The organism is Marmoricola sp. OAE513, assembly GCF_040546585.1.
Lineage (GTDB): Bacteria > Actinomycetota > Actinomycetes > Propionibacteriales > Nocardioidaceae > Marmoricola.
In genome coordinates this window covers 1,108,680-1,133,444 of the sequence record NZ_JBEPOC010000001.1, presented here as the reverse complement: position 1 = coordinate 1,133,444, position 24,765 = coordinate 1,108,680, and the positions used below count along the sequence as shown (strand labels likewise).

Below are 24,765 nucleotides of genomic sequence, written 5' to 3'. Positions count from 1 at the left end.
CGGGTGGCGCGGGTCACCGCAGCCGCAGCGTCTCAAGACCCCGGGGGAGCGTGCCGGGGAGGGCGGGGAGCCGGAAGAGGCTGAGGACCAGGTCGGCGGCGTCCAGGTTGCGGATCGGCTGCGTGCCGGCGTACGACGTGCGTGCGTCCCCGGGATTGCGCCGGGTCTTCCGGTTCTGCGCGTAGAGGTCGGTCCCGGGGACGGTGCCTCTGCCCCACACGATGAACGGGATCCGGTAGTTGTCCAGGTTGGTCGGGTTCCGGTGCTCCTGGGCCGGGCTGCTGGCTGTCCCTCGGCCGCCGTGGTCGGCGGTGAGCACGACGGTGGTGCGTTGCTCCAACGCCGGGCGTGCTTCCACGAGGGCCAGAATCCGGCCGATCTGCCGGTCCGCGGCCACCACGGCGTCGAGGTACCGGGGGCCCATGAAGCCGTTCACCTTGTCCCCGTGCCCGGCTCCGTCAGCACCGCCGATGTGCAGGAAGGTGAGGTTCGGCGGGTCCGAGCGCAGCCGTCGCAGGAGCACCCGGGTCAGCTTCTGCGGCCCGGCGATCCGAGCGACGTCGAGCTTGTTGCGCCCGTCGTCCTTCCCGGTGACGTCCCTGGCGCCGCCCGCTGCGTTCCAGGAGCGGATCAGGAAGTTGAACTTGTCCTTCTCGGCGAGGAAGGCCGTCGAGAGCCCGGCGTCGTGCACCGGGTCGAAGACGCCGGCGACGTAGCGCCCGTTCAGCGAGGCGAGGTTGCCGGGGCGGTCCTCGTTGAACGTCACCCGGGTGCCGCTCCTGCCGGTGATCGGCCGTCCGGTGAGCATGCCGGTGTGGTTCGGGAGCGTGTTGGTCTGCTCGTGCGCGGTCCGGGCGTTCAGGGTCCACGAGCCCTCGCGGAGGAGCTTGCGGAACGCAGGCACCCGACCCTGACGGTCCAGGCGCCTGATGGCAGAGGGGTTCAAGCCGTCGACGGAGATCAGGATGACGAGCGGCGGGGCGGCGACCCGCCGCTTCGTGGGTGTCGGGGACGGAACCGGCGCGCCGGCGGACGGCGGGACCGGGGGAGGCGCCGAGCCAGGGGTCGATGCCGTCGACTTCGGGGCACGACCGCCTTCGTCGGGTCCTGGGTCGCCCGCGCACCCCGCTCCGACCAGGACGAGCGCGACCACGAGAGCGACCGTCTTCATGACCCGATTCCTACCACGACGTCCCGGTTCGTTCCGGTCCGTGCTGCGGCTCGCTCGCCGGATTGGTATAACCCCGCCGTCTCCCCTAGACTGGTGCGTCGGCCCAACGTGGCTGGGTTTCATGGTGCCTGCACGGCTGCCTGAACACGTCTCGCTCCGGGATTCTCTGGAGCGCGCGTGCGAAGGACTGGGCGCCCTGAGGCTCGTCACGAGGTCCACTCGCTCCGTGCGAGGCGGTTCCCGGGTCAACGGTAGATAAACGATCAACAGATTGTGGAGGACATGCCGAAAAAAGAAGGCGTGATCGAGATGGAGGGCTCCGTGCTGGAGGCCCTTCCGAACGCTTTTTTCCGGGTCGAACTGGCCAACGGACACAAGGTGCTCGCCCACATCAGCGGCAAGATGCGTCAGCACTACATCCGGATCCTCCCCGAGGACCGGGTCGTGGTGGAGCTCTCGCCGTACGACCTCACCCGGGGTCGGATCGTCTACCGCTACAAGTGAGTCCAACAGCCGAACTAGCAAGAAAGGGCTGACATGAAGGTCAACCCGAGCGTCAAGCCGATCTGTGACAAGTGCAAGGTGATCCGTCGCCACGGCCGCGTCATGGTGATCTGCGAGAACCCGCGCCACAAGCAGCGCCAGGGCTGAACGCAGAAGCGCCACAACTGAATACATCCACTACGTGATCGCTTAGCCAGGCCCAGCCTGGTGAATCACCTCCGGAACGGATGGCCGGAGCTGGCCCCGCCGAACAACACGGCCCAGTCCAGACGCGACACGACCAGACCACCGTGAAACATCGAAGGAAATACACATGGCACGCCTTGTTGGTGTTGACCTCCCGCGCGACAAGCGCATCGAGATCGCACTTACCTACATCTACGGCATCGGACGTACCCGCGCCCAGCAGCTGCTCGCCGCCACCGGGGTCGACCCGAACGCGCGCGTCCACACGCTGGGTGACGAAGAGCTGGTCAAGCTCCGTGACGAGATCGAAGCCAACTTCAAGATCGAGGGTGACCTCCGTCGCGAGGTCCAGGCTGACATCCGCCGGAAGATCGAGATCGGCAGCTACCAGGGTCGCCGCCACCGCATGGGCCTCCCGGTCCGCGGTCAGCGCACCAAGACCAACGCTCGTACCCGCAAGGGTCCGAAGCGGACTGTCGCCGGCAAGAAGAAGGCCAAGTGACCCGTTGCCTCCGGCAACCCGTCGCTGACCTCCACACCTCGAACTTCCAGACCAGCTAACACAGGAGAACTGCATGCCTCCCAAGAGCCGCACCGCGGCCGGCGCGAAGAAGATCCGCCGCAAGGAGAAGAAGAACATCGCTCAGGGCGAAGCCCACATCAAGAGCACGTTCAACAACACCATCGTCACGATCACCGACCCCACCGGGGCGGTCATCTCGTGGGCCTCTGCCGGCACCGTCGGCTTCAAGGGCTCGCGCAAGTCCACCCCGTACGCCGCCCAGATGGCTGCCGAGGCAGCCGGTCGTCGTGCGATGGACCACGGCATGAAGAAGATCGACGTCTTCGTCAAGGGCCCGGGTTCCGGTCGCGAGACCGCCATCCGTTCGCTCGGTGCCATCGGCCTCGAGGTCGGCACCATCCAGGACGTCACGCCCACCCCCCACAACGGTTGCCGCCCGCCCAAGCGCCGGCGCGTCTGACCCGAGACCCAGAAGGAGACTGATCAGAAATGGCCCGTTACACCGGACCCATGACCAAGAAGTCGCGCCGTCTCGGTGTCGACCTCGTCGGTGGCGACGCAGCTTTCGAGAAGCGTCCCTACGCTCCCGGCCAGCACGGACGTGCGCGGATCAAGGAGAGCGAGTACCGCAACCAGCTGCAGGAGAAGCAGAAGGCGCGCTTCACCTACGGCGTGATGGAGAAGCAGTTCCACAAGTACTACGAGATCGCTGCCCGTCGTTCCGGCAAGACCGGTGACAACCTGCTGCAGCTCCTCGAGCTCCGCCTGGACAACGTCGTCTACCGTGCCGGCTTCGCCCGCACGCGTCGTCACGCCCGGCAGCTGGTCGTCCACGGCCACTTCCTGGTCAACGGCAAGAAGGTCGACATCCCGTCGTACCAGGTCTCGGCCCACGACGTCATCGACGTCCGGGAGAAGAGCCTGGAGATGACCCCGTTCATCGTGGCTCGCGAGACCCACGGCGAGCGGATCGTCCCGGCCTGGCTCGAGGCGCTCCCGAACCGGATGCGCGTGCTCGTGCACTCTGTCCCGGTCCGTGCGCAGATCGACCTGCCGGTCCAGGAGCAGCTCATCGTCGAGTACTACTCGAAGAAGTAGTCACCCCGCTTCACAGCAACCCACCACCCACAGTGAGTTCGAGCCCTTCAAATAGAGGTGGGGCTCGGAAAGGAAATCACCAGTGCTCATCGCACAGCGCCCGACCCTGTCGGAAGAGGCCGTTGACGAGTTCCGTTCGCGTTTCGTGATCGAACCGCTGGAGCCTGGCTTCGGCTACACGCTCGGCAACTCGCTCCGTCGCACCCTGCTCTCCTCGATCCCGGGGGCCTCGGTCACCAGCATCAAGGTGGACACGGCTCTGCACGAGTTCTCCACCATCGAGGGCGTCAAGGAAGACGTCACCGAGATCATCCTGAACCTCAAGGGTCTGGTCGTCTCCTCGGAGCACGACGAGCCGGTCACCATGTACCTGCGCAAGCAGGGCGCGGGTGCCGTCACCGCCGCTGACATCGCGCCGCCGGCCGGTGTCGAGGTGCACAACCCGGACCTGCAGATCGCGACGCTGAACGACAAGGGCAAGCTCGAGCTCGAGCTCGTCGTCGAGCGCGGCCGCGGCTACGTCAGCTCGGTCCAGAACAAGGGTGCGGACAACGAGATCGGCCGGATCCCGGTCGACTCGATCTACTCGCCCGTGCTCAAGGTGACCTACAAGGTCGAGGCCACCCGAGTCGAGCAGCGCACCGACTTCGACAAGCTCGTCATCGACGTCGAGACCAAGTCCTCGATCCGTCCCCGTGACGCGATCGCGTCGGCCGGCAAGACGCTGGTCGAGCTGTTCGGTCTGGCGCGTGAGCTGAACGTCGAGGCCGAGGGCATCGACATCGGCCCGTCGCCGGTCGACGAGCAGCTGGCCCAGGACCTGGCCATGCCGGTCGAGGACCTGAACCTCACCGTCCGTTCCTACAACTGCCTCAAGCGCGAGGGCATCCACACCGTGGGCGAGCTCGTCGGCCGTTCGGAGCAGGACCTGCTCGACATCCGTAACTTCGGTGCGAAGTCGATCGACGAGGTCAAGGCCAAGCTCGTCGAGATGGGTCTGTCCCTCAAGGACAGCGCGCCCGGTTTCGACCCGGCCACCGCCCTCGCGGCGTACGACGATGACGACGACTCGTTCGTCGAGGACGAGCAGTACTGACATCCCTGGGCGATCGAGCGTGGACGAGATCCCGACCACGCTCGATCGGCCGACAAGCACCATCTATCCGAGTACCTGATACGGCTCGGGAGAAACGAGAGAAGCAATGCCTACTCCCAAGAAGGGTGCCCGCCTCGGCGGTAGCCCGGCCCACCAGCGCCTGATCCTGTCGAACCTGGCCACCGCCCTGTTCGAGCACGGTCGGATCACCACCACCGAGGCGAAGGCGCGCACGCTGCGCCCGCTCGCGGAGAAGCTGATCACCAAGGCCAAGAAGGGCGACCTGCACAACCGTCGCGAGGTCCTCAAGACCGTTCGCGACAAGTCCGTCGTGCACACCCTGTTCGCGGACATCGCCCCGACCTTCGCGGAGCGTCCCGGTGGCTACACCCGCATCACGAAGCTCGGTCCCCGCAAGGGTGACAACGCGCCCATGGCCGTCATCGAGCTCGTGACCGAGGCGTACAGGGCGAACCCGAAGGCCAAGAAGGAGAAGGCTGCTCCGGCCGCTGCTCCGAAGGCCGAGGAGACCCCGGTCGAGGACGTCGTCGAGGAGACCGAGGCCCCCGAGGCTGAGGTTGCCGAGACGGAGGTTGCCGAGACGGAGGTTGCCGAGACGGAGGAGGCCCCGGAGGCCGCCACGGACGAGGCTACTGACGAGGCTGCTGACGAGAAGCCCGAAGCCTGAGCCCACGCTCGGTCGAAGGCCCGTCACCCGCGAGGGTGGCGGGCCTTCGTGCTTCTGCTCAGGTCTTGTCGGCGCTCAGGTCGACGCGCAGCACCCGCGCTGCTGCGTCCACCGTGGGACCGAGGAGCAGGATCACGAGCGCGGTCCCGACGCCCACCGACGCGCCCAGGAGCCACCCCGTGACGGCGCAACCGGCCTGGAGGGCCGAGTAGGACCAACGGAACGGCAGTGGCGGGTCCCACGCCTGGGCGGCACCCTCCGCCGGCCCGGCGCCGAGGTGGGTGCCGAGGTAGACGGCGATGCCGACTGCCAGCACCGGGAGAGCGACAGCCAGGCAGGCGCCACGACCGAGCAGCGACCCCGGGGTCTCCAGCGCGTCCAGGACGACCGAGACCGTCAGCCCGACCACGACGATCTGCACCACGGTGCCGACGTCGGGCAGCACCCGACGTACCGCAGCCGCGGCCAGGAAGACCGCGCTGACCAGGACGTTGGCGACCACGAACTCCCAGTCGCTGACCCGGGCGACCCCGCTGACCAGGGTCGAGTAGCCGTCCGAGCCGAGGTCGGCGGTGAGCAGCAGCCCGACGCCGACCCCGAGCACGACGCAGCCGACCAGGAGCCTGAGGATCTTCCCGAACGGGTAGCGGGACATCAGGCTCCTGGGATCGAGGTCAGGACGGCAGGAAGAGCACGTCGGTGGTCCTGGTCAGGGTAGCGACGTCGATCGGTCGGCCGTCGAGGTCGACGATCCGGTAGCCGATCGCGGTCATCGCGGCGAAGGCGGCCAGCTCGTCGGTCCAGTCGGGGTGCGTGGTGCCCCAGCCGATCTCGCACAGGATGGCCGGGCGGCGCGTCCACGTCCGCAGCGCCGGCAGCAAGCCGGTCAGGACGCGGTGCTCGGCACCCTCGACGTCGATCTTGATGAATGTCGGGACGTCGGTGACGCCGCTGCTCGCCCAGGAGCGCACCTCGATCTCGGTGCGGACCATCCCCGGGGTCGCCTTCGCGGCCACCATCGTGTTCCACCCCAGGTTGCCGTCGGCACTGAGGTACAGGTCCAAGGTGGCGTCGGTGTCGCTGAGGCCGAACGCGTGCACCACCGACTCGTACGGCGCACCGGCCAGCGTCTGTGCGCACAGGCCGACGAGGTGAGGGACGGGCTCGAAGAGGTGCGCCGTCCCGCGGAAGCCGGTCTGCTCCGCGAGGGTCCGGGTGAAGTAGCCGATGTTCGCGCCGACGTCGAAGAAAACGCCCTCCGGGTCGACGTACGGGGCGACCGCGGTCGCGAGTCGCTCGTAGGTGGATCGGCGCTCGTCGAACCAGGCGAGCGCCGCTGCGTGCCCGACGTCGCGGGCTGACGGTGTGGGCGCTGGACGCACCCGGGGCCGCTTCGGTCGCGGCCGCGGCATGACGCCGGGGTAGATCTTGCCTGCTGACCAGAGCCGGGTCCGGCGGACCAGCTCGGCAACGCCTCCCTCGGCCAGTGCTTCCCGTGCTGCATCGATCCTGGGCATGCTGCTCCCTCTCCTCGTGGTGGCGGGAGGGAGGAACCGCAACTAAAGCACATCAAGCGGACATGCGCCGGGCGGGGGTCACCGGCACGGCGCCGCACGGCATGATGTCTGCGTGCGACTGCGCCTGGATCTCGCCTACGACGGCTCCGCCTTCCACGGCTGGGCCCGGCAGCCTGGCCTGCGCACCGTGCAGGGCGAGCTGGAGGCCGCGCTCGACACGGTGCTGCGCACCAGCGGAACGACGCTGACCGTGGCCGGCCGTACCGACACCGGTGTGCACGCCCGGGGTCAGGTGGCACACGTCGACCTCGACGACGACGCGCTCGACCGGATGTCGACCAGGGCCGAGCCCGCCTCGACCGACGCGCTGCTGCGCCGGGTCAACGGCGTCGTCGCCGCTGACGTCCGGTTGCACCGGGTCGCCGAGGCGCCGGCTGGTTTCGACGCCCGGTTCGGAGCGCTCTGGCGCCGCTACGCCTACCGGATCGCCGACGACCCCGCACTGGTCGACCCGCTGTCGCGCAGCCACGTGGTCGCCTGGCCGCGGGCGCTGGACCTGGATGCGATGAACGAGGCCTCCGCCCACCTGCTCGGTCTCCACGACTTCGCGGCCTTCTGCAAGAAGCGTGCCGGGGCCACCACGATCAGGTCGCTGACCGGTCTGGGGTGGGAGCGCGTGGACGGCATCCTGGTGGCGACGGTCCAGGCGGACGCCTTCTGCCACAGCATGGTCCGCTCGCTGGTGGGCGCGCTGACCGTCGTCGGGGAGGGACGGCGCGAAGCGGCCTGGTTGGCCGAGGTGCTGTCCGCGAAGGAGCGCGACTCCGCGATCATCGTCGCGCACGCGCACGGGCTCACGCTGGAAGAGGTCGCCTACCCCGAGGACGCCGATCTGGAAGCCCAGGCGACGGGTGCGCGTCGACGGCGGACCCTGGGGGACTAGACGCCGTTCAGGTAGCTGTGCACGAGCGGGACCACCGACGCGCCCTCGCCGGAGGCGGCCGCGACGCGCTTCATCGAGCCGCCCCGGACGTCGCCGGCGGCGAAGATCCCGGGAACGCACGTCTCGAGGTTGGCCGGGGGTACGCCGTCACGCCACAGGTGCTGCGGGATGTCCCGGCCAGCGAGGACGAAGCCCCGCTCGTCGCGGCAGATGTCGTCCGGCAGCCAGTCGCAGCCGGGGTCCGCGCCCAGCAGCAGGAACAGGCCGGCTACCTCGCGTCGGGTGACCTGCTCGGTGTTCAGGTCGAGGACGTCGATCCACTGCAGCCGCTCGTCGCCTCCGCCGTCGACGACCTGGGCGCACGGCTGCACCGAGATCACGTCGTTGTAGGAGATCTCCCGGATCAGGTAGTCCGACATCGTCTCCGACAGGTCGGGGCGGCGGATCATGATGGTCACCGACCGCGCGAACCGGGCCAGGTGGATGGCTGCCTGTCCGGCCGAGTTGCCTCCACCGACCACGACGACGTCGTACCCGTCGAGCTCGCGGGCGGCGCTCACCGCAGCGCCGTAGTGGACCCCGTGCCCGACCAGCTCGTCGAGTGCGGCGATGCCGAGTCGTCGGTAGTCGACCCCGGTCGAGATCACCACGGCCCGTGCCAGGACGTCCCCGCCCTCGGTGCACACCCGGTGGGGCTGTCCCGGCTCGCCGGGGACGAGGGCGGTCACCGGCCATCCGGTGAAGAACCGGGTGCCGAAGCGGATCGCCTGGTTGCGGGCGCGCTGGGCCAGGCGCATCCCGGAGATGCCGCGGGGGAAGCCGAGGTAGTTCCGGATCATCGAGCTGGTGCCTGCCTGCCCGCCGATCGCCTCGGACTCGATGACCACGGTGGACAGGCCCTCGGAAGACCCGTACACGGCGGCGGCCAGGCCGGCCGGCCCGGCGCCCAGGACGACCAGGTCCACCACGGTGTCGACCTCGATGTCGCCCGGTGTCCCGTAGATCAGCGCGGCGACGTCACGGACCGTCAGGACCGGGGCGAGGGGACGGTTGGCGCGCGAGACGAGCGGGAAGACGTGCTCGCCGTCGTACGTCGCGAGCAGCTCGCGGCCGCGTTCGGACGTCGGGTCGACGACCGCGCTGGGCATGCCCATCCGGTCGAGGAAGTCCCGGATGCCCGCCACGACGTGGTTGCGCGGCGGGCTGAGCACCTCGACCGCGACCACCTCGGGGGCGGCGACCGTCGACCCCCAGTCGGACAGCAGCTCGGTGATCGCGGTGTGGAACTCCTCGTCCCGGGCCCCGCGCGGAGTCAGCAGGAACGCGTCGTACTTGCCGGTGGCCAGCCCCGGGCGGAGCTGGTCGGCGTCCTCCATGAAGTGGTTCCAGTGCGCCGCCACGATCCGGCGGGCGGTCGGCACGATCCCGCGCCAGACGTGCAGGGCCGGGTGCACCTCGCTGTCGGGCAGCCGGGACTCGGTGACCAGCAGGGCTACGGCCTCGCCGTCGGCGCGGGCCCGGGTGAGCAGCTCGGCGGTCTCCTGCGCGGAGGCGGTGGTGCGGATCTCGTAGTCGCGGGAGTAGCGGCTGAACTCGTCGGCGAGGACGTCACGGTTCTCGGGCGCGCACAGCACGATCAGCGGAAGGCTCACGATCGTGAGCCTAGTAGCCTCGACCCGTGGCAGAGGACGAGCACTACTTCACCGCCGACCCCCGGACCCCGTTCAAGCGGGTTCCGGTGCGGACCAACATCTGGGGCCACTGGCTCGAGCTGACCACGGGCTCGGGCGTCTTCGCCCAGGGCCGCTTGGACATCGGTACCGGTGTGCTGCTGCAGGACTCGGCTCCGCCGGAGGACGCACGGACCGTGCTGGACCTCGGCTGCGGCTACGGCGTGATCGGCCTGGCCGTGGCGATCGCTGTTCCCGGCTGCACGGTGACCGCCGTCGACGTGAACGAGCGCGCTGTCCTGCTCGCCAACGAGAACGCCGCCGAGCTCGGCGTCGCCGACCGGTTCACCGCGGCCCTTCCCGAGCAGGTCGACCCGTCGGCGACGTACGACGAGATCTGGTCCAACCCGCCGATCCGGATCGGCAAGGAAGCCCTGCACGAGCTGCTGCTGACCTGGCTGCCGCGGCTCGCGCCGGGCGGTCGCGCTCGTCTGGTCGTCGGCAAGAACCTGGGCGCGGACTCACTGGCGACGTGGCTCACCGACCAGGGGTACCCGACCGTCAAGGTCGGCAGCGCCAAGGGCTTCCGGGTGCTGGAGTCGCGCCGGGGCTGAGGCCCGGGAGGGCTTTCCGAAGTCCGGTCCGATCCGCCACCAGCCGGCCGCGAGCACCGCGACGGCGCAGCAGACCGCGAGGCCGTCCATCCAGAGGGTCCCGGCGTCCGTCCCGGTCCCGAGACTGTGCCCGAGCGCGATCGGCCAGAGCGCGTACGACGTCAGGTGCGCGGCACGGAAGGCTCGTTCGCCGATCCGTTTCCGGAGCAGTCCGGTGACCGCCACCAGCAGGACGAGCTCGAGGGCCAGCGTGCCCAGGCCGAGCCAGAACGGCCGGTAACCGCCGACGAAGGGGACCACCAGGTCGAGCAGCCGCAGTCCCGCCTGCGGGTCGAGGAGCAGGGTGAGCACGTGCGTGGTGACCAGACCGCTGGCGGTGAGCCCGGCGGTCCGGTGGAGGTCGGTCACCCCGAACCGGGGAACGGGTCCGAGAACCTTGCGCGACCTCACGGTGATGCCGAGGACCACGCTGACGGTGAGCAGGACCAGCGCCACGATGCCGGTGCCGCGACCCAGCACCCACAGGGCGGTCTCGAGTTCTTCGGCGTTCATGCGGCGTCCTCACGCGGCCATCCGCCGAACCGGTACACGCTGCCGTTCCTCGCCAGCGCCCGGCTCGGCAGCCCCAGCCGTGCCAACCAGCTGAGGTCGGAGCGGCCGTGCACCAGGGCAGCCGTGGACGCCGTGTTCGCTGCCAGGCAGGTCCGGGCGACGACCGAGACCGACGCCCAGGTGTCGGCTACCGGGCGGGACGTGCGCGGATCGATCACGTGGTGGTGCTGGCAGCCGTCACGGTCCCACGTCCGCCGCTGGGTGCTCGAGGTGCAGATCGCCCAGCCGGAGGGCAGCGTGACCTGGTCCGGGCGGTCCGAGGCGAGGTCCTGGACGCGGACCTGCCAGCCGCCGTCCGGTCCCGCTCCCGCTGTGGCGATGTCGCCCCCGAGGGCCACCAGCACGCCGCACCGGAAGCGTGCAGCGACGGCGCGCGCGCACCGGTCGGCGGCGCTCGCCTTCGCGGTGGCGCCCAGGTCCAGGACGACGCCCACCGGCACCGTGAGGGTGTCGCGGGACAGGCGGACGCAGCGCCAGCCGCGGACCTGTCGGATCTGCGCGACCGCGCTGCCGCCTGACTCCGGCCCGGACTCGAGAAGGGTGATGTCGCGGTCGTAGCCGAGGTCGATCAACGTCGAGCCCACGGTCGGGTCGACGGCCCCGTTGGTGATCTCGGCGGCGCTGAGCGCCTCCGCGACCAGGTCGGCGAGCAGCGGCGAGACCGGGTGAGGCAGACCGTCGTCCGGGAGGACGCTGATCTCGCTACCCGGGTCGAACCGGCTCGCGACGGCACCGATCACGGTGAGGATCCCGACGCAGAGCTCGTGAGCCTCCTCGAGCACCGCCGGTTCCGTGACGACGACGCGAGCAGTCGTGCTCCACACACTCCACTCGAGTGCCGCGGTCATGACCCGCTCGCCGTCGCGTGCGAGTCGCCGGAACCGGGGGAGAGGTCGGGGGAGCCGCCGGTCTGGTCGGCGTACGAGGCGGAGCCCGTGGTCGTGTCCGTTGACGTGGTGTCTGTGGAGGTCCCGTCGGTGGGGCTCGCGGCCTGCGTGGTGAAACCGAGGTACCCGGCGATGCCGAGCGAGCCCACCACCGACGATGCGACGAGACTCCGCCGCAGCTTGCTGATCAGACGCTTCTGGTGCTCCCTGGTGGTCATGGGACGACCGTGCTCCCGCTTCCTGTGGAGCACCTTTGAACCGCCCGAGAGCCAGCCGTCGGTTCGCCTAGGATCTGCGCATGCCCTCTCCCTCCCGGTGGGTGATCGGTGCTGCCACCGCACTGGTCGCGTCCTGCCTCGCCGTCTCCGGCACCGAGTCCTCGGCGTTCGCCGCCGGCTGTCCGCTGTGGACCAAGTCCAAGGTGGCCGGCGGTTACAGCACGCTGGAGAACCTCGCGTTCGACGGCGCCGGCAGGATGCTGCTGTCGGAGACCGGCGCGTTGGGGACGCCCGGCGGCGTCCGGACCCTCACGCCGACGGGCGTCAAGGGCACGGCAGTCCCGAACGTGACCTCGCCGGGCGGCTTGGTCGTCGACGGTCGCACGCTCTACTTCACCAGCGGTAACGGTGTCCTGTCCGGACTGTTCGACATCAAGGACGGCAGGATCAACAAGGTCGACCTCGACACCGGCGTGGTGAGCACGGTGGCGACCGGTCTGGTCATGCCCAACGGCATGACCCGCCTGCCCGGCGGAGACCTCGTGGTCAGCCGGGACCTGGGCAAGGGGTCGATGACGCGGGTCACCCCGTCGACCGGCGGCGCGACTCCGTTCGCCCCGGCCGCGACGTCGACGAACGGCATGGCCGTCGACCCCGTGCGCAACGTCCTGTACGTCGACTCGACCTTCGACGCGAAGACGCTGATCAGCGTGATCGACCTGAACGACCCGACGGCCACGCCGCGGACGATCGAGATCCCCGGCTTCGGCCCCCTCAACTCCGCCGACGACCTGACCCTCGGGGCCGACGGCAACCTGTACGTCGCGCTCAACGTCGCCGGCAAGGTGATCCGGGTGAACCCGGACACCGGCGCGCAGTGCACGGTCGCGCAAGGCATCGCTTTCGTGTCCTCGGTTCGCTTCGGGGCAGGACCGGGGTGGGACCCGGCGTCGCTCTACGCGACCAGCTTCACCGGGACCGTCACCCGGATCACGCCCGGCTAGTCCCGATCGTCTCGGCTGCACGCGCGAGGTCGTCGACTCCACGCGCGAGCTCGTCGGGGTCATCGGTGACCAGGTCCAGGTGGAAGCCGTACAGCGCGGAGTCGACCAGGGTCACGATCCGGGCGACCCGGCGCGGCGGCGCCCCGCAGCGGACCAGGTACTCCCGCAGGGCGGCGACCCAGAGCTCGGCCGTGGCGCGGGCGTCGCTGAGGTACGGCTCGCGTCCGATCAGCCCGGTCGCGGCTGCCTGGCAGTAGACGTCCATGCAGCTCGACAACGGCTCGGTGCGGTAGGCAGCCCAGAGCCGGTTCACCCCGGAACGGATGCTCGGCGCACCTGGGAGCGCGGCGACCGCCGCCATCGCCCGCTCGTTGGAGCGCGCGACCACCGCGGAGATCAGCGCGTCCCGGTTGGTGAAGTGGTAGATGAGCATCCGGTCGCTGGTCCCGATCGCCGCGGCCAGCGGGCGCAAGGAGAGCCCGATCAGACCGTGCTCCAGCACGTAGTCGGTGGCCTGCTCGAGGAGCTCCTCGCGGTGGTGGTCGGCCATGCGGTAAAGATTAGCGTGCTGACTGTAGCGAGTGCTACATTAGATCTGTAGCGAGTGCTACATCGGGCTCGGTCGTCGAGCCTGCACGACGAAGGGCAGTGGTTCCCATGCTGGGCGCGGTAGTGATGTTGTCGGTGGCGATCGGGGTCGAGGTCGGTGCGACGGCACTCCTCCCGAAGGCGGCCGGCTTCACCCACCCCTTCTGGAGCCTCGTCGTCGTCGCCGGTTACGGCGTCTCGATCTGGCTGCTCGCGCTCGTGGTTCGCTCGATCCCGGTGAGCATCGCGTACGCCGTCTGGGCCGGTGTCGGCACCGCGGCGGTGGCCGTGATCGGGTTCGCCTTCCTCGGGGAGTCGATGAGCTGGTTCAAAGCAGCTTCGCTGGCGATGATCGTGCTCGGGGTGTTGGGACTGAACCTGGTGGCCGCGCACGCCTGATCCGGGCACAATCCTTCCTCGTGGGTCATGTCGACGTCGCCGGAGTCCGGTACGAGCTGCCGGACGGCCGCGTCCTGCTGGACGACGTCGCCTTCCGGGTCGGTGAGGGCGCCAAGGCCGCTCTGGTGGGAGCCAACGGTGCCGGCAAGACCACGCTGCTGCGCATCATCACCGGCGAGCTCACGCCGCACGCCGGCGCGGTCACCCGCACAGGGGGACTCGGCGTGATGCGCCAAGCCGTAGGTGCCGGTCTCGGCCCCGACCCGACGGTGGCCGACCTGCTGCTCTCGGTCTCGCCGGCACGGGTGCGGGCCGCGTCGGCGGAGGTCGACCGGCTCGAGATGCTCCTCATGGAGACCGACGACGAGGCCACCCAGATGAAGTACGCCACGGCACTCGCGGAGTTCGCCGATGCCGGCGGGTACGACATCGAGGTCGTCTGGGACACCTGCTGCACCGCCGGGCTCGGGATCGGCTACGACAAGGCGAAGTACCGGGCGCTCTCGACGCTCAGCGGTGGTGAGCAGAAGCGGCTCGTGCTCGAGTACCTGCTGGCCGGGCCCGACGAGGTGCTGATGCTCGACGAGCCGGACAACTACCTCGACGTCCCCGGCAAGATCTGGTTGGAGGAGCGGATCAGCTCCTCACCCAAGACCATCCTGTTCATCAGCCACGACCGGGAGCTGCTCGCCAACACGGCCACCCGCATCATCACCGTCGAGCTGGCCCGAGGCGGTCACGGGGTCGGCAACAGCACGTGGACCCACCCCGGCGGGTTCACCAGCTACTACGAGGCCCGCAAGACCCGGTTCGAGCGGTTCGAGGAGCTTCAGCGGCGCTGGGACGAGGAGCACGCCAAGGTCAAGGCTCTAGTGCTGCGCCTCAAGATCAAGGCCGAGTACAACGACGGCATGTCCTCGCAGTACCGCGCGGCGCAGACCCGGCTCCGCAAGTTCGAGGAGGCCGGCCCACCGCAGGCGATCCCGCGCGAGCAGAAGGTCACGATGCGCCTGGTCGGTGGTCGCACGGGCAAGCGCGCCGTGGTGTGTGAGGGCCTCGAGCTGACGGGGCTCATGAAGCCGTTCGACCTCGAGGTCTGGTACGGCGAGCGCGTCGCCGTCCTGGGGTCCAACGGCTCCGGCAAGTCCCACTTCCTGCGGCTGCTCGCGGCGGGAGGTTCGGACCCCGACGTCGAGCACCGCCCGGTCGGCGAGGCGGAGATCGTGCCCGTGCGGCACGCGGGCCGCGCCAAGCTCGGCGCCCGGGTGCGCCCCGGCTGGTTCGTGCAGACGCACGACCACCCCGAGCTCATCGGACGAACCCTGCTGGAGATCCTGCACCGCGGTGACGCGCACCGGCAGGGGATGGGCCAGGAGCAAGCCGCCCGGGTCCTGGACCGCTACGAGCTCGCGCACGCGTCCGAGCAGAACTTCGAGTCGCTCTCCGGTGGCCAGCAGGCACGGTTCCAGATCCTGCTCCTCGAGCTGTCCGGGGCCACGCTGCTGCTGCTCGACGAACCCACCGACAACCTGGACGTGGAGTCCGCCGAGGCGCTCGAGGAGGGCCTGGGGGCGTTCGAGGGCACCGTCCTCGCTGTCACCCACGACCGGTGGTTCGCCCGCGGCTTCGACCGGTTCCTGGTGTTCGGGTCGGACGGCTCGGTCTACGAGTCCGACGACCCGGTGTGGGACGAGGGTCGCGTCGAGCGGGATCGATGAACGGGACCAGCCCCACCCCGCAGCGCTCCCGAGCGCTGGCGGTGCTCCGGCACCGCAACTTCCGGCTGCTGGCCCTCGGCGCGGGCGTCAGTGCGCTGGGCAACTCGATCACCCCGGTCGCACTCGCGTTCGCCGTCCTCGACCTCGGCGGCTCGGCGACCCAGCTCGGCCTGGTGGTGGCGTCCTTCGCGCTCGCCGAGGTCGTCACGACGCTGTTCGGCGGCGTCCTCGGGGACCGGCTGCCGCGCCAGCTGATGATGCAGGGTTCCGCCGCCGGAGCCGCGCTCACCCAGGCGCTGATCGCGGCGAGCCTGGTCGGCGGCTGGTCCTCGATCACGCTGCTCGGCATCGTCGGAGCGGTCAACGGGATGCTCGGCGCACTGAGCGGACCGTCGTCCTCGGCGCTCACCCCGCAGACGATCCCGCCCGACGAGCTGTCCTCCGCCATCGCCCTGCGCCGGGTGCTCCAGAACGGCGCCAACACGCTGGGCTACGCGCTCGGTGGCGTGCTGGTGGCGTCGGTCGGCTCCGGCTGGGCGATCGCGGTCGACGCCGGGACGTTCGCGGTCGCTGCCGCCTGCTTCCACTTCATCGACGTACCGCGGGTGACCGGGACGGGCGTCCGCGAGCCGATCCTCGCCGAGATGCGAGCCGGGGCCGCCGAGGTGTTCCGGCACACCTGGCTCTGGCTGCTGATCAGCCAGGCCCTGCTCTACCACCTGTTCTACGGGGGTGCGGCGTCGGTGCTCGGCCCGATCGTCGTCAAGGACGCCGTCGGCGAGGCCGCCTGGGGTCTGGCGCTCGGCGCCCTGATGGGTGGGTTCATGGTCGGCAGCCTGATCAACCTGCGCTGGCGTCCCCGGCGCGGCCTGCTGGTCGGCACGTTCTGCCTGTCGCTGACTGCGTGCTTCCCGTTCGCTCTCGCCGTGTCCGACCACCTCGTGGTGATCCTCCTCGGAGCTGCGCTGCACGGGTTCGGTCTGGAGGTGTTCGACCAGAATTGGGAGATCTCGATCGTGCAAAACGTCCCCGAGGACAAGCTCTCCCGGGTGTTCTCCTTCGACGCGGTCGGGTCGTTCGTCGCCCGTCCCCTGGGACTCGCGCTCACCGGCCCGATCGCCGCGGCCGTCGGTTACAGCCAGTGGTTGCTGGTGGTGGGCGGTGTCATGGCGGGCTCGAGCCTGCTGGCGGTCTGCGTGTCCCGCGACATCCGGACGCTCCAGCGGCGCTGAGGTTCTGCCGAGGGCGGATCGCTCTTGCCCCGGACGCCCCCGGCGACCAGAGTCGGCGTCATGCGATTACTGGTCCTCGGAGGTACCCGGCACGTCGGACGTGCGGTCGTGGAGGCGGGCCTTGCCCGCGGCGACGAGGTCACGACGGTGAATCGGGGCAGCACTCCCGCTGCTCGGGGCGTCGACGCCCGTACGGCGGACCGTCGGACTCCCGGAGCACTGGCGGCGGCGCTCGGAGAGGACACCTGGGATGCGGTCGTCGACACCTGGTCGGAGGAGCCCGCGGTCGTCGGTGACTCCGCCCGGCTCCTGAACGGCCGCACGGGCCACCTGTCGTACGTGTCGAGCCGATCGGTCCACCGCTGGCCGATCCCTTCTCGCGCGGACGAGTCGGCGCCGGTGGTCGACGCGGACCCGGCGAGCACCGACGCAGGCGACTACGCCGCGGCGAAGCGGGGTGGCGAGCTCGCTGTCGAGCAGTCCTTCGCCGGGCCGTCGCTGAGCGCACGTGCCGGTCTCGTCCTCGGTCCGTACGAGGTCGTCGGCAGGCTGCCGTGGTGGCTCGGCCGGATCGCGGCCGGCGGCCGCGTGCCGGCGCCCGGACCCGTCGACCGCCCGTTGCAGTACGTCGACGGCCGCGACCTCGCCGCGTGGCTGCTGCTCTGCGCCGAGTCGGGAACCACCGGCACGTTCAACACGGTCAGCAAGCCGGGCCACACCACCATCGGCGAGCTGCTGGAGGAGTGCGTGGCCGTGGCCGGGTCCGCCGCCGAGCTGGTCTGGCGCTCCCCGGAGCAGATCGAGGCGGCCGGGGTCTCGGGGTGGACCGAACTGCCGATCTGGGCCCCGCCGACCGGCGAGCTGGCGCCGCTGCACGACGCCGACGTCTCCGCTGCGCTCGCCGCCGGTCTGAGCACGCGACCGGTAGCCGAGACGGTCCGGGACACCTGGGCCTGGCTGCAGCGGGAGGGTTGGCCGACGACGCCGAGCGGGCGCGCGGGCGTGCTCGGCACCAGCCCCGAGAAGGAAGCGGCGCTGCTGGCTCAGTGATTCAGCTGGCCGAACAGCGTCCAGCAGAAGCACCCCACGACGGTCACCAGCAGGAAGTAGGCGAAGAGCCGGTGAGTCAGCTTGCTGCCGTCGAGTGCGGAGACGACGGCGAGGAACCCGGCTTCGCCGCCGGTGTAGCGGTCGATGCCCATCCGCTGAGCGTCGACCGGGAACGGGCTCGGCGGCAGGAAGTCCTCGGGCGTGATCAGCTCGGGCTCGTCGCCGTCCGGCTCGTCCTTCAGCTGCATGCCTCAGAGTAACCTGGCGACGTCCACGCAGATCAGCACCAGGAGGAGACCCACGTGAGTTCGGGGGAGGCCGACCACCTCCGTCAGGAGGTCGAACGCTTGCAGCGGGAGCTCGCCGCGGTGACACGACGCCTGGAGGACGAGCGCGCGGAATTCGCCGCAGAGCTGGTCCTGGGCGCCCGTGAGCTCGCGGAGCGCGACGAGCGCGTCGCCGAGCTCGTGCGGGAACGTGACGAGCTGTCCAAGGGACTGCTCGGCAGGCTGCGTCGCCGCTGATGGCCAAGCCTGACCCCGGACGCGTCGTCCGGTTCTTCCCGGACTACAGCAACGGCAACCCGTACCAGGCGATGCTGCACGCCGACCTCGGGCGGGTCGGGGCGCGGGCGGTGCCCGTCAAGAACCTGCTGCGCTTCCTGCGTCGTCGTGCCGCGGACAAGGGCGCGCCAGGGATCCTGCACCTGCACTGGACCGTGCCGCTGCTCCAGGGCATCGAGGGCCCGTTCCGGACCCGGTTGGTGCTGGACCGGTTCACCGTCGCCCTGGACGGGTTCCTCGCGGCGGGTGGCCGGCTGGTCTGGACGGTCCACAACGTGCTGCCGCACGACGCCCGGCACCGCTGGGCCGAGATCGAGCTGGCACGGCTCCTCGTCGACCGCGCGCACCAGGTCCAGGTGCTCTCGCCGGCGACCTTCGAGGCGGTGACCGAGTACTACGAGCTCGACCCCGCCCGGACCGAGGTCGTCGAGCACTCCAGCTACCTCGGGGTCTACCCGGACACGATCACCCGGAACGAGGCCCGCGAGCGGCTAGGGCTGGCCGAGGACGACCGCGTCCTGGTCGCCTTGGGCGGCATCCGCCCGTACAAGGGCCTGGACGGGCTGCTGGACGTGTTCGGTGTGCTCGCGGAGCAGGACCCGAAGCTGCGGCTGCTGGTCGCCGGACGACCCCTGCGCGAGGAGGAGGTCGCCGACCTCAGGAAGCGCTGCGAGGACGACCCCCGGGTGGTGTCGGCCTTCGAGCAGGTGCCTGACGACGAGCTGCAGGTCTGGATGAACGCCGCCGACCTCGCCGTGCTGCCGTACCGCGACATCCTCAACTCCGGCGCGTTCCTGCTCGCCCAGACCTTCGGCCTGCCGGTGGTCGCACCGCGTGCCGGCGCGCTCCAGGCCTGGGAGGCCGAGGCGCACGTCTGGCTCTTCGAGCCGCAGGACCCCGCCTCGCTGGCCGACGCGGTGACCACCGCGCTGAGTGCCGTGCTCGAGGAGCCCGAGCGGTACCGCGGGAGCGCGCGCGCCAGTGCGGCCAGGAGATCACCCCAGTCCATGGCCGCCGCGTACGCCGCCGCGATCGAACCGCTGCTCAGTCGCTGACGGCGCTCGGCCCGATCAGCCGCCGCAGCACGGCGAGCGCGCCGTGCGCGTCGCCGAGCTCGCTGCGGTGGGCGATCTCCAGGCCGCTGAGGATGCTGCCCGGCTCGTAGACGCCCCAGATCGGCGTACCGCTGCCGAGGTAGTCCGACACCTTGGAGGGCAGGTAGGGGTTGATGTCGAAGACGTCGGTGGTGACGGCGTCGTTGACCAGGAGGACGTCGAAGAGCGTGGTCAGCGTGAGGAACGGCAGGAATCCGGCGTACCCGCGCACGGAGACGACGTCGCCGAGTCCACGGTCCGCGACCTCCTGGACGACCGCGGCCGGGCTGCCGGTGAAGACGTGCAGCCGGACGCGGCTGCGTTCCTGCGGGTCCAGGCGGGAGATCGCCTCGACGACCTCGGTCAGTCCCCGGGTGCGGAAGAAGTGGCCGAAGTACCCGATGTTCACCACGCCGGGGTCGAGGTCGTAGTCGACCCGGCCGAGCCGGTAGAACGACGGAGGAAGGGTCGGCTGGTGCTCGGACCGGGCGATCGTCGCCGCGCGGTCTGCCAGGGCGCGGTCCTCGCAGTAGCCCAGCATGAACTGCTGCTGGTGGGAGTTGGTGAACAGCACGTCGTCGGCGAGCGCGTAGGCGACCAGCTCGGCCCAGGTGAACAGTCGGCGGGTCGCCGGCACGGAGAAGCCGGCGGCCTCGATCCCGGCGGAGATCTCGGCGACCAGCCAGTCGTCGGCGACGTCGTTGGCGCGGACCTCGCCGTAGGCGTTGAGGTGGAGCGGGTCGGAGAACTCCGCGGTCCAGTGCAGGTCGGGGTTGCGCAGCTTGAGCACCGCGCCGGCGAAGTGCGAGTGCGCGGCCATCGCGCGGGTGTAGAGCGTCCGGTACGGCCCCTTCTCCGCCTCCAGGGCGGACACCTCGGCGAGGACGCCCTCGACGAAGGTGCGCACGTGCTCCCAGCTGCCGTGGTCCGAGGGACCCTCGAGGATCCGGGTCTGGTCGAGGAACTCCCGGGCGATCCGCCGGGAGGACAGGTCGGTCTGCCGGGTGTCGTCGAGCTGCTGGGAGATCACGTCGGTGACCACACCGCGGGTGTGGATGCGTCGCGCGGCCACCAGGGCGCTGGTGTCCTGATAGGGCGTGAAGCAGTAGAGCACCGCCAGGTCGCGGGCGCGCCCCTCGTTCAGGCGCCGCCAGGGGAAGAGCTCGTCCAGGCCGCGCGCCGAGATGTCTGCGCGGACCTTGCCCTCGTCCTCGGGCGCGGCCCGCAGGTGGGCGCGGACGGGACCGAGCTCGGCAGCCGCCTGCTTCCGGCGCCGCTTGGCAGCCGCGCGGTCGTCACCGGGAAGCGCAGCAGCAGAGGCGATCCGGTCCAGGGCCGTGCCGACCTCGCGGTAGCGGCGTCCCGGGCCCCGACCGAACCGATCCCTGAGGCTGCGCGTCACTTCCAGCGTTCGGAGGCCGGAACGAAGGTCAGCTGGCGGTCGCCGGTGTAGATCTGCTTCGGACGCGCGATCTTCTGCTCGGTGTCCTGGGTCAGCTCCAGCCACTGGGCCAGCCAGCCCGGCGTACGGCCGATCGCGAAGAGGACGGTGAACATCTCCGGCGGGAACTGGAACGCCTCGTAGATCAGGCCCGAGTAGAAGTCGACGTTGGGGTACAGCCGTCGCTTGATGAAGTACTCGTCCTCGAGGGCGATCTTCTCGAGCTCCTTGGCGATCTCGAGGAGCGGGTTGACCCCGGTGACCTCGAAGACGTCGTCGCAGGCCTTCTTGATGATCGTGGCGCGCGGGTCGAAGTTCTTGTAGACCCGGTGCCCGAAGCCCATCAGCTTCTCGTTGCCGTTCTTCACACCCTCGATGAAGGCGGGGATGTTCTCCTTCGAGCCGATCCGGCGCAGCATCCGCAGGACGGCCTCGTTGGCGCCACCGTGCAGCGGGCCGAAGAGGGCGCCGACGCCGGCCGCGACGGCCGAGTACGGGTCGACCTGCGAGGAGCCGACCGACCGGACCGCGTTGGTCGAGCAGTTCTGCTCGTGGTCGGCGTGCAGGATGAACAGGACGTCGAGCGCCTTGACCAGGCGCGGGTCGGCCTCGAAGCGCAGCTCGCTCATCTTGAAGAGCATCGAGAGGAAGTTCTCGGTGTAGGACAGCTCGTTGTCGGGATAGACGTACGGCTTGCCCTGCGCGTGCCGGAAGGCCCAGGCGCCGAGGGTCGGCATCTTGGAGATCATCCGGACGATCTGGATGTGCCGGTTCTCCGGGTCGGAGATGTTCTTGGCCTCGGGGTAGAACGTCGACAGCGCGCCGACGGAGGCCATCAGCATGCCCATCGGGTGGGCGTCGTAGCGGAAGCCCTGCATGAAGCCCTTCACGTTCTCGTGCACGAACGTGTGGTACGTGATCTCGTGCACCCAGGACTCGTACTGCTCCTTGGTCGGCAGCTCGCCGTACACGAGGAGGTACGCGACCTCGAGGAAGTTCGACTTCTCCGCCAGTTGCTCGATCGGGTAACCGCGGTACTCGAGGATGCCCTTGTCGCCGTCGATGTAGGTGACAGCGCTCTTGGTGGACGCGGTGTTCACGAACCCGGGGTCGTAGGTCGCCAGGCCGGGCTCGTCGTCCCTGAGCTTGATCTGTCCGAGGTCGGCGGCCTTGATGGTGCCGTCGGCGATCGGGATGTCGTACTCCTTGCCGGTCCGGTTGTCGCGGACGGTCAGGGAGTTGTTGTCGTCGGGCACAAGGGCTCCTTCGCACTCTGTGTCGTGCTCTGCTCTTCGAGCACCAACCTATTCCCTGTGCGGGGACGGTCGCCAACCCGTCTCTCGTTTTGACCCTCCCGCCCGTACGCCGGTACTCTTGCTGGTCGCGACTCCTGCCGCGCCACGCCCCCCGCACGGGGCTGGGTGCAGACCCGGATGCCACGCCACCTTGGGGGCAAGCCGGGCAGTGTTCGTCAGAAGCCGTGGTAGCACCGCTGCAGAGGGGACTTCCCGCTGCGGACACGAACTGAGGTAAAGGCTTAAACACGTGCGTACGTACAGCCCCAAGCCCGCTGACATCCAGCGCGAGTGGCACATCATCGATGCCACCGACGTCCGCCTGGGACGGCTCGCCGTCCAGGTCGCCACGCTGATCCGCGGCAAGCACAAGACCATCTTCGCGCCCCACGTCGACACCGGTGACTTCGTCATCGTCATCAACGCCTCCAAGGTGTCGCTGTCCGGCAGCAAGGCGACCACGAAGATGAACTACCGCCACTCCGGCTACCCGGGCGGTCTGACCCAGACCCCGATCGGCGAGCTGCTGGAGAAGGACGCTCGCAAGGCCATCGAGAGCGCAGTCTGGGGCATGCTGCCCAAGAACCGCCTCGGTCGTCAGATGCTGAAGAAGCTGAAGGTCTACTCCGGTTCGGAGCACCCGCACGCTGCGCAGCAGGCCAAGCCCTTCGAGATCTCCCAGATCTCCCAGTAAGACTTTCCCGAGACCTGAGGAACTGAAGTGACTGAGAACATCAACGAGACCGAGGCCGTCGTCGACGCCGACGTCGAAGAGACCTACGAGGTCAACGAGGACGGCGTCGCGTACTCCTCCGAGAGCGCACCGAGCCTGGAGACCCCGGCCCGGCCGGCGACCATCGCGCCCGCCGGTGCGACCGGCCGCCGCAAGGAAGCCGTCGCCCGCGTCCGGATCGTCCCGGGCACCGGTCAGTGGACGGTCAACGGCCGCACGCTGGAGAGCTACTTCCCGAACAAGCTGCACCAGCAGGTCGTGAACGAGCCGTTCGCCAACCTGCAGCTCGAGGGCCGCTTCGACGTGATCGCCCGCATCCACGGCGGTGGCATCACCGGTCAGGCCGGCGCGCTGCGCCTGGGCGTGGCCCGCTGCCTCAACGAGGTCGACACCGAGGCCAACCGCCCGTCGCTCAAGAAGGCCGGGCTGCTCACGCGTGACGCCCGCGTCATCGAGCGCAAGAAGGCCGGTCTCAAGAAGGCGCGCAAGGCGCCGCAGTTCAGCAAGCGCTGATCCAGGAGTTTCGGGCCTTGGCTCAGAAGCTCTTCGGCACGGACGGGGTCCGGGGCCTGGCGAACGTCGATCTCACGGCGGAGCTGGCCCTGGACCTCTCTGTTTCCGCAGCGCACGTGCTCGCCGAGCGGGGGACCTTCGCCGGCCACCGCCCGGTGGCGGTGGTCGGACGGGACACCCGGATCTCGGGTCAGTTCCTCGAGGCCGCCGTCGTGGCCGGACTCGCGTCCGCAGGCGTCGACGTCCTCCTGGTCGGCGAGCTGCCGACCCCGGGGGTCGCGTACCTGACCAGTGCCCTGGACGCCGACCTCGGCGTGATGCTGTCCGCCTCGCACAACGCGATGCCGGACAACGGCATCAAGTTCTTCGCCCGCGGCGGGATCAAGCTCGACGACGCCATCGAGGACGCGATCGAGGCCCGCCTCGAGGAGCCCTGGGAGCGGCCGATCGGCGCCGCGGTGGGTCGGGTACGTCGGCACCCCACTGCGGTGGAGGAGTATGCCGCCCACCTCGACAGCACGATCGGCAACCGTCTCGACGGCATCAAGGTCGTCCTCGACTGTGCCCACGGCGCGGCGTCCGAGGCCGGCCCGACCGCGCTGCGCGATGCCGGTGCCGAGGTGATCGCGATCTGCGCGGAGCCCGACGGGCTGAACATCAACGACGGGTGCGGCTCGACCCACCTCGAGGTGCTGCAGGCCGCCGTCCGCGAGCACGGCGCCGACGTCGGGTTCGCGCTCGACGGGGACGCCGACCGTTGCCTGGCGGTCGACGCGTCCGGCGAGATCGTCGACGGTGACCAGATCCTGGCGATCCTGGCGCTGTCCCTGCGCGAGCAGGGCAAGCTCCACCAGGACACCGTGGTCGCCACGGTGATGTCCAACCTCGGTTTCGTCCAGGCGCTCACCGGCGAAGGCATCAAGGTCGTCCAGACGGCGGTCGGTGACCGCTACGTGCTCGAGGAGATGAAGGACTCCGGGCACACGCTCGGGGGCGAGCAGTCCGGTCACGTGATCCTTTCGGAGTACTCGACCACCGGCGACGGCATCCTGACCGCGCTGCAGGTCCTCGACCGGATGGCTAGGACCGGGTCATCGATCGCCGAGCTCGCCTCGGTGATGGTGCGGCTGCCGCAGGTCCTGGTGAACGTGCCCGGGGTCGACAAGGCCCGCACCCACGCCGACGAGGTCCTGGCGGCCGCTGTCGGCGAGGCCGAGCGCGAGCTCGGAGACACCGGGCGGATCCTGCTGCGCCCCTCGGGCACCGAACCCCTCGTCCGCGTCATGGTCGAGGCCGGGACCGCCGAGCAGGCCCAGCAGATCGCGGGCCGCCTGGCCGACGTCGTACGCGAGCGCCTCTCCCTCTGAGGGCTGTGGACGGCGTCAGCGGGGCTGCGGTGATCCGGCCT

30 protein-coding genes are annotated in these 24,765 nt (G+C 69.9%); 19 read left to right on the top strand and 11 right to left on the bottom strand.

The window, feature by feature from the left end:
* Positions 1–13 precede the first annotated feature (13 nt).
* Positions 14–1,171 carry an alkaline phosphatase family protein gene (locus ABIE44_RS05810; protein WP_209720869.1) on the bottom strand — a complete coding sequence of 386 codons (1,158 nt, stop codon included), beginning with the start codon at positions 1,169–1,171 and terminating at the stop codon, positions 14–16.
* A 282-nt stretch (positions 1,172–1,453) separates the two neighbouring features.
* Between ABIE44_RS05810 and infA the strand changes: the two genes are divergently transcribed.
* From infA to rplQ, 7 genes are all read left to right on the top strand, one after another.
* Complete coding sequence (gene infA, locus ABIE44_RS05805; protein ID WP_209720872.1) at positions 1,454–1,675, top strand: translation initiation factor IF-1; 222 nt, start codon at positions 1,454–1,456, stop codon at positions 1,673–1,675.
* 33 nt (positions 1,676–1,708) lie between these two features.
* Positions 1,709–1,822: a 50S ribosomal protein L36 gene (gene rpmJ / locus ABIE44_RS05800; protein WP_004008316.1), complete on the top strand. Its 114-nt coding sequence runs from the start codon at positions 1,709–1,711 to the stop codon at positions 1,820–1,822.
* A 166-nt stretch (positions 1,823–1,988) separates the two neighbouring features.
* Complete coding sequence (gene rpsM / locus ABIE44_RS05795) at positions 1,989–2,363, top strand: 30S ribosomal protein S13 (RefSeq protein WP_056599771.1); 375 nt, start codon at positions 1,989–1,991, stop codon at positions 2,361–2,363.
* A 73-nt stretch (positions 2,364–2,436) separates the two neighbouring features.
* The gene (gene rpsK / locus ABIE44_RS05790) at positions 2,437–2,844 is read left to right on the top strand and encodes a 30S ribosomal protein S11 (RefSeq protein ID WP_209720875.1); all 408 of its coding nucleotides are present in this window, start codon (positions 2,437–2,439) and stop codon (positions 2,842–2,844) included.
* Between the two features lie 29 nt (positions 2,845–2,873).
* Positions 2,874–3,482, top strand: coding sequence for a 30S ribosomal protein S4 (rpsD, locus tag ABIE44_RS05785; protein WP_209720878.1), 609 nt, complete (start codon positions 2,874–2,876; stop codon positions 3,480–3,482).
* Between the two features lie 82 nt (positions 3,483–3,564).
* Positions 3,565–4,578, top strand: coding sequence for a DNA-directed RNA polymerase subunit alpha (locus ABIE44_RS05780; RefSeq protein ID WP_209720881.1), 1,014 nt, complete (start codon positions 3,565–3,567; stop codon positions 4,576–4,578).
* Positions 4,579–4,684: 106 nt separating this feature from the next.
* Positions 4,685–5,266 carry a 50S ribosomal protein L17 gene (gene rplQ / locus ABIE44_RS05775; RefSeq protein ID WP_209720884.1) on the top strand — a complete coding sequence of 194 codons (582 nt, stop codon included), beginning with the start codon at positions 4,685–4,687 and terminating at the stop codon, positions 5,264–5,266.
* A 58-nt stretch (positions 5,267–5,324) separates the two neighbouring features.
* Here the strand turns inward: rplQ and ABIE44_RS05770 are convergent, their stop codons facing one another.
* Together ABIE44_RS05770 and ABIE44_RS05765 are read right to left on the bottom strand one after the other, a co-directional pair.
* Complete coding sequence (locus ABIE44_RS05770) at positions 5,325–5,921, bottom strand: DUF6198 family protein (protein ID WP_209720887.1); 597 nt, start codon at positions 5,919–5,921, stop codon at positions 5,325–5,327.
* A gap of 19 nt (positions 5,922–5,940) precedes the next feature.
* Entirely contained in the window at positions 5,941–6,783 is an 843-nt protein-coding gene (locus ABIE44_RS05765) for an FkbM family methyltransferase (protein ID WP_209720890.1), read from the bottom strand.
* A gap of 112 nt (positions 6,784–6,895) precedes the next feature.
* Between ABIE44_RS05765 and truA the strand changes: the two genes are divergently transcribed.
* A complete protein-coding gene (truA, locus tag ABIE44_RS05760) occupies positions 6,896–7,726 on the top strand; it encodes a tRNA pseudouridine(38-40) synthase TruA (RefSeq protein WP_209720893.1) in 831 nt (276 codons plus the stop codon).
* Here the strand turns inward: truA and ABIE44_RS05755 are convergent.
* Complete coding sequence (locus ABIE44_RS05755; protein ID WP_354437878.1) at positions 7,723–9,378, bottom strand: NAD(P)/FAD-dependent oxidoreductase; 1,656 nt, start codon at positions 9,376–9,378, stop codon at positions 7,723–7,725. The two genes, truA and ABIE44_RS05755, sit on opposite strands and share 4 nt — an antisense overlap.
* A gap of 26 nt (positions 9,379–9,404) precedes the next feature.
* Here ABIE44_RS05755 and ABIE44_RS05750 point away from each other — a divergent pair, with 26 nt between their 5' ends.
* Positions 9,405–10,010 carry a class I SAM-dependent methyltransferase gene (locus tag ABIE44_RS05750; protein WP_209720896.1) on the top strand — a complete coding sequence of 202 codons (606 nt, stop codon included), beginning with the start codon at positions 9,405–9,407 and terminating at the stop codon, positions 10,008–10,010.
* Here the strand turns inward: ABIE44_RS05750 and ABIE44_RS05745 are convergent.
* From ABIE44_RS05745 to ABIE44_RS05735, 3 genes are read right to left on the bottom strand one after another with little or no spacing between them, the layout of a single operon-like run.
* A complete protein-coding gene (locus ABIE44_RS05745; RefSeq protein ID WP_209720899.1) occupies positions 9,918–10,562 on the bottom strand; it encodes a ferric reductase-like transmembrane domain-containing protein in 645 nt (214 codons plus the stop codon). The genes ABIE44_RS05750 and ABIE44_RS05745 overlap by 93 nt on opposite strands.
* Positions 10,559–11,470: an FAD:protein FMN transferase gene (locus tag ABIE44_RS05740; protein ID WP_209720902.1), complete on the bottom strand. Its 912-nt coding sequence runs from the start codon at positions 11,468–11,470 to the stop codon at positions 10,559–10,561. The genes ABIE44_RS05745 and ABIE44_RS05740 overlap by 4 nt, the downstream gene beginning before the upstream one ends.
* Positions 11,467–11,727: a hypothetical protein gene (locus tag ABIE44_RS05735; RefSeq protein WP_209720905.1), complete on the bottom strand. Its 261-nt coding sequence runs from the start codon at positions 11,725–11,727 to the stop codon at positions 11,467–11,469. Before ABIE44_RS05735 ends, ABIE44_RS05740 begins: the two co-directional genes overlap by 4 nt.
* Positions 11,728–11,807: 80 nt before the next feature.
* Here ABIE44_RS05735 and ABIE44_RS05730 point away from each other — a divergent pair, with 80 nt between their 5' ends.
* Complete coding sequence (locus ABIE44_RS05730) at positions 11,808–12,731, top strand: SMP-30/gluconolactonase/LRE family protein (RefSeq protein ID WP_209720908.1); 924 nt, start codon at positions 11,808–11,810, stop codon at positions 12,729–12,731.
* Here ABIE44_RS05730 and ABIE44_RS05725 read toward each other — a convergent pair.
* Entirely contained in the window at positions 12,718–13,281 is a 564-nt protein-coding gene (locus ABIE44_RS05725; protein ID WP_209720911.1) for a TetR family transcriptional regulator, read from the bottom strand. The genes ABIE44_RS05730 and ABIE44_RS05725 overlap by 14 nt on opposite strands.
* Before the next feature lie 107 nt (positions 13,282–13,388).
* Here ABIE44_RS05725 and ABIE44_RS05720 point away from each other — a divergent pair, with 107 nt between their 5' ends.
* Genes ABIE44_RS05720 through ABIE44_RS05705 form a run of 4 tightly spaced genes read left to right on the top strand, consistent with a single transcriptional unit; the run spans position 13,389 to position 17,718 of the window.
* Positions 13,389–13,718: a DMT family transporter gene (locus ABIE44_RS05720; protein WP_354437877.1), complete on the top strand. Its 330-nt coding sequence runs from the start codon at positions 13,389–13,391 to the stop codon at positions 13,716–13,718.
* A 20-nt stretch (positions 13,719–13,738) separates the two neighbouring features.
* Positions 13,739–15,436: an ABC-F family ATP-binding cassette domain-containing protein gene (locus ABIE44_RS05715; protein ID WP_209720914.1), complete on the top strand. Its 1,698-nt coding sequence runs from the start codon at positions 13,739–13,741 to the stop codon at positions 15,434–15,436.
* On the top strand, positions 15,433–16,668 hold the full coding sequence (locus ABIE44_RS05710) for an MFS transporter (RefSeq protein WP_209720917.1): 1,236 nt from the start codon (positions 15,433–15,435) through the stop codon (positions 16,666–16,668). The genes ABIE44_RS05715 and ABIE44_RS05710 overlap by 4 nt, the downstream gene beginning before the upstream one ends.
* Before the next feature lie 60 nt (positions 16,669–16,728).
* On the top strand, positions 16,729–17,718 hold the full coding sequence (locus ABIE44_RS05705; protein ID WP_209720921.1) for an NAD-dependent epimerase/dehydratase family protein: 990 nt from the start codon (positions 16,729–16,731) through the stop codon (positions 17,716–17,718).
* Here the strand turns inward: ABIE44_RS05705 and ABIE44_RS05700 are convergent.
* Entirely contained in the window at positions 17,712–17,966 is a 255-nt protein-coding gene (locus tag ABIE44_RS05700) for a hypothetical protein (protein ID WP_209720924.1), read from the bottom strand. The genes ABIE44_RS05705 and ABIE44_RS05700 overlap by 7 nt on opposite strands.
* A gap of 54 nt (positions 17,967–18,020) precedes the next feature.
* Here ABIE44_RS05700 and ABIE44_RS05695 point away from each other — a divergent pair, with 54 nt between their 5' ends.
* Both ABIE44_RS05695 and ABIE44_RS05690 read left to right on the top strand, forming a co-directional pair.
* On the top strand, positions 18,021–18,242 hold the full coding sequence (locus ABIE44_RS05695) for a hypothetical protein (protein ID WP_209720926.1): 222 nt from the start codon (positions 18,021–18,023) through the stop codon (positions 18,240–18,242).
* Positions 18,242–19,336, top strand: a complete 1,095-nt coding sequence (locus ABIE44_RS05690) for a glycosyltransferase (protein WP_209720929.1) — start codon at positions 18,242–18,244, stop codon at positions 19,334–19,336. Before ABIE44_RS05695 ends, ABIE44_RS05690 begins: the two co-directional genes overlap by 1 nt.
* On the opposite strand, the gene ABIE44_RS05685 is transcribed toward ABIE44_RS05690, so the two are convergent.
* Together ABIE44_RS05685 and ABIE44_RS05680 are read right to left on the bottom strand one after the other, a co-directional pair.
* Positions 19,326–20,777: a glycosyltransferase family protein gene (locus ABIE44_RS05685; RefSeq protein ID WP_209720931.1), complete on the bottom strand. Its 1,452-nt coding sequence runs from the start codon at positions 20,775–20,777 to the stop codon at positions 19,326–19,328. The genes ABIE44_RS05690 and ABIE44_RS05685 overlap by 11 nt on opposite strands.
* Positions 20,774–22,072, bottom strand: a complete 1,299-nt coding sequence (locus ABIE44_RS05680) for a citrate synthase (RefSeq protein ID WP_209720934.1) — start codon at positions 22,070–22,072, stop codon at positions 20,774–20,776. The genes ABIE44_RS05685 and ABIE44_RS05680 overlap by 4 nt, the downstream gene beginning before the upstream one ends.
* Positions 22,073–22,361: 289 nt before the next feature.
* Between ABIE44_RS05680 and rplM the strand changes: the two genes are divergently transcribed.
* From rplM to glmM, 3 genes are read left to right on the top strand one after another with little or no spacing between them, the layout of a single operon-like run.
* Complete coding sequence (rplM, locus tag ABIE44_RS05675) at positions 22,362–22,805, top strand: 50S ribosomal protein L13 (RefSeq protein ID WP_209720937.1); 444 nt, start codon at positions 22,362–22,364, stop codon at positions 22,803–22,805.
* A 39-nt stretch (positions 22,806–22,844) separates the two neighbouring features.
* The gene (gene rpsI, locus ABIE44_RS05670) at positions 22,845–23,357 is read left to right on the top strand and encodes a 30S ribosomal protein S9 (protein WP_209723605.1); all 513 of its coding nucleotides are present in this window, start codon (positions 22,845–22,847) and stop codon (positions 23,355–23,357) included.
* 17 nt (positions 23,358–23,374) lie between these two features.
* Positions 23,375–24,724: a phosphoglucosamine mutase gene (gene glmM, locus ABIE44_RS05665; RefSeq protein ID WP_209720940.1), complete on the top strand. Its 1,350-nt coding sequence runs from the start codon at positions 23,375–23,377 to the stop codon at positions 24,722–24,724.
* Positions 24,725–24,765 lie beyond the last annotated feature (41 nt).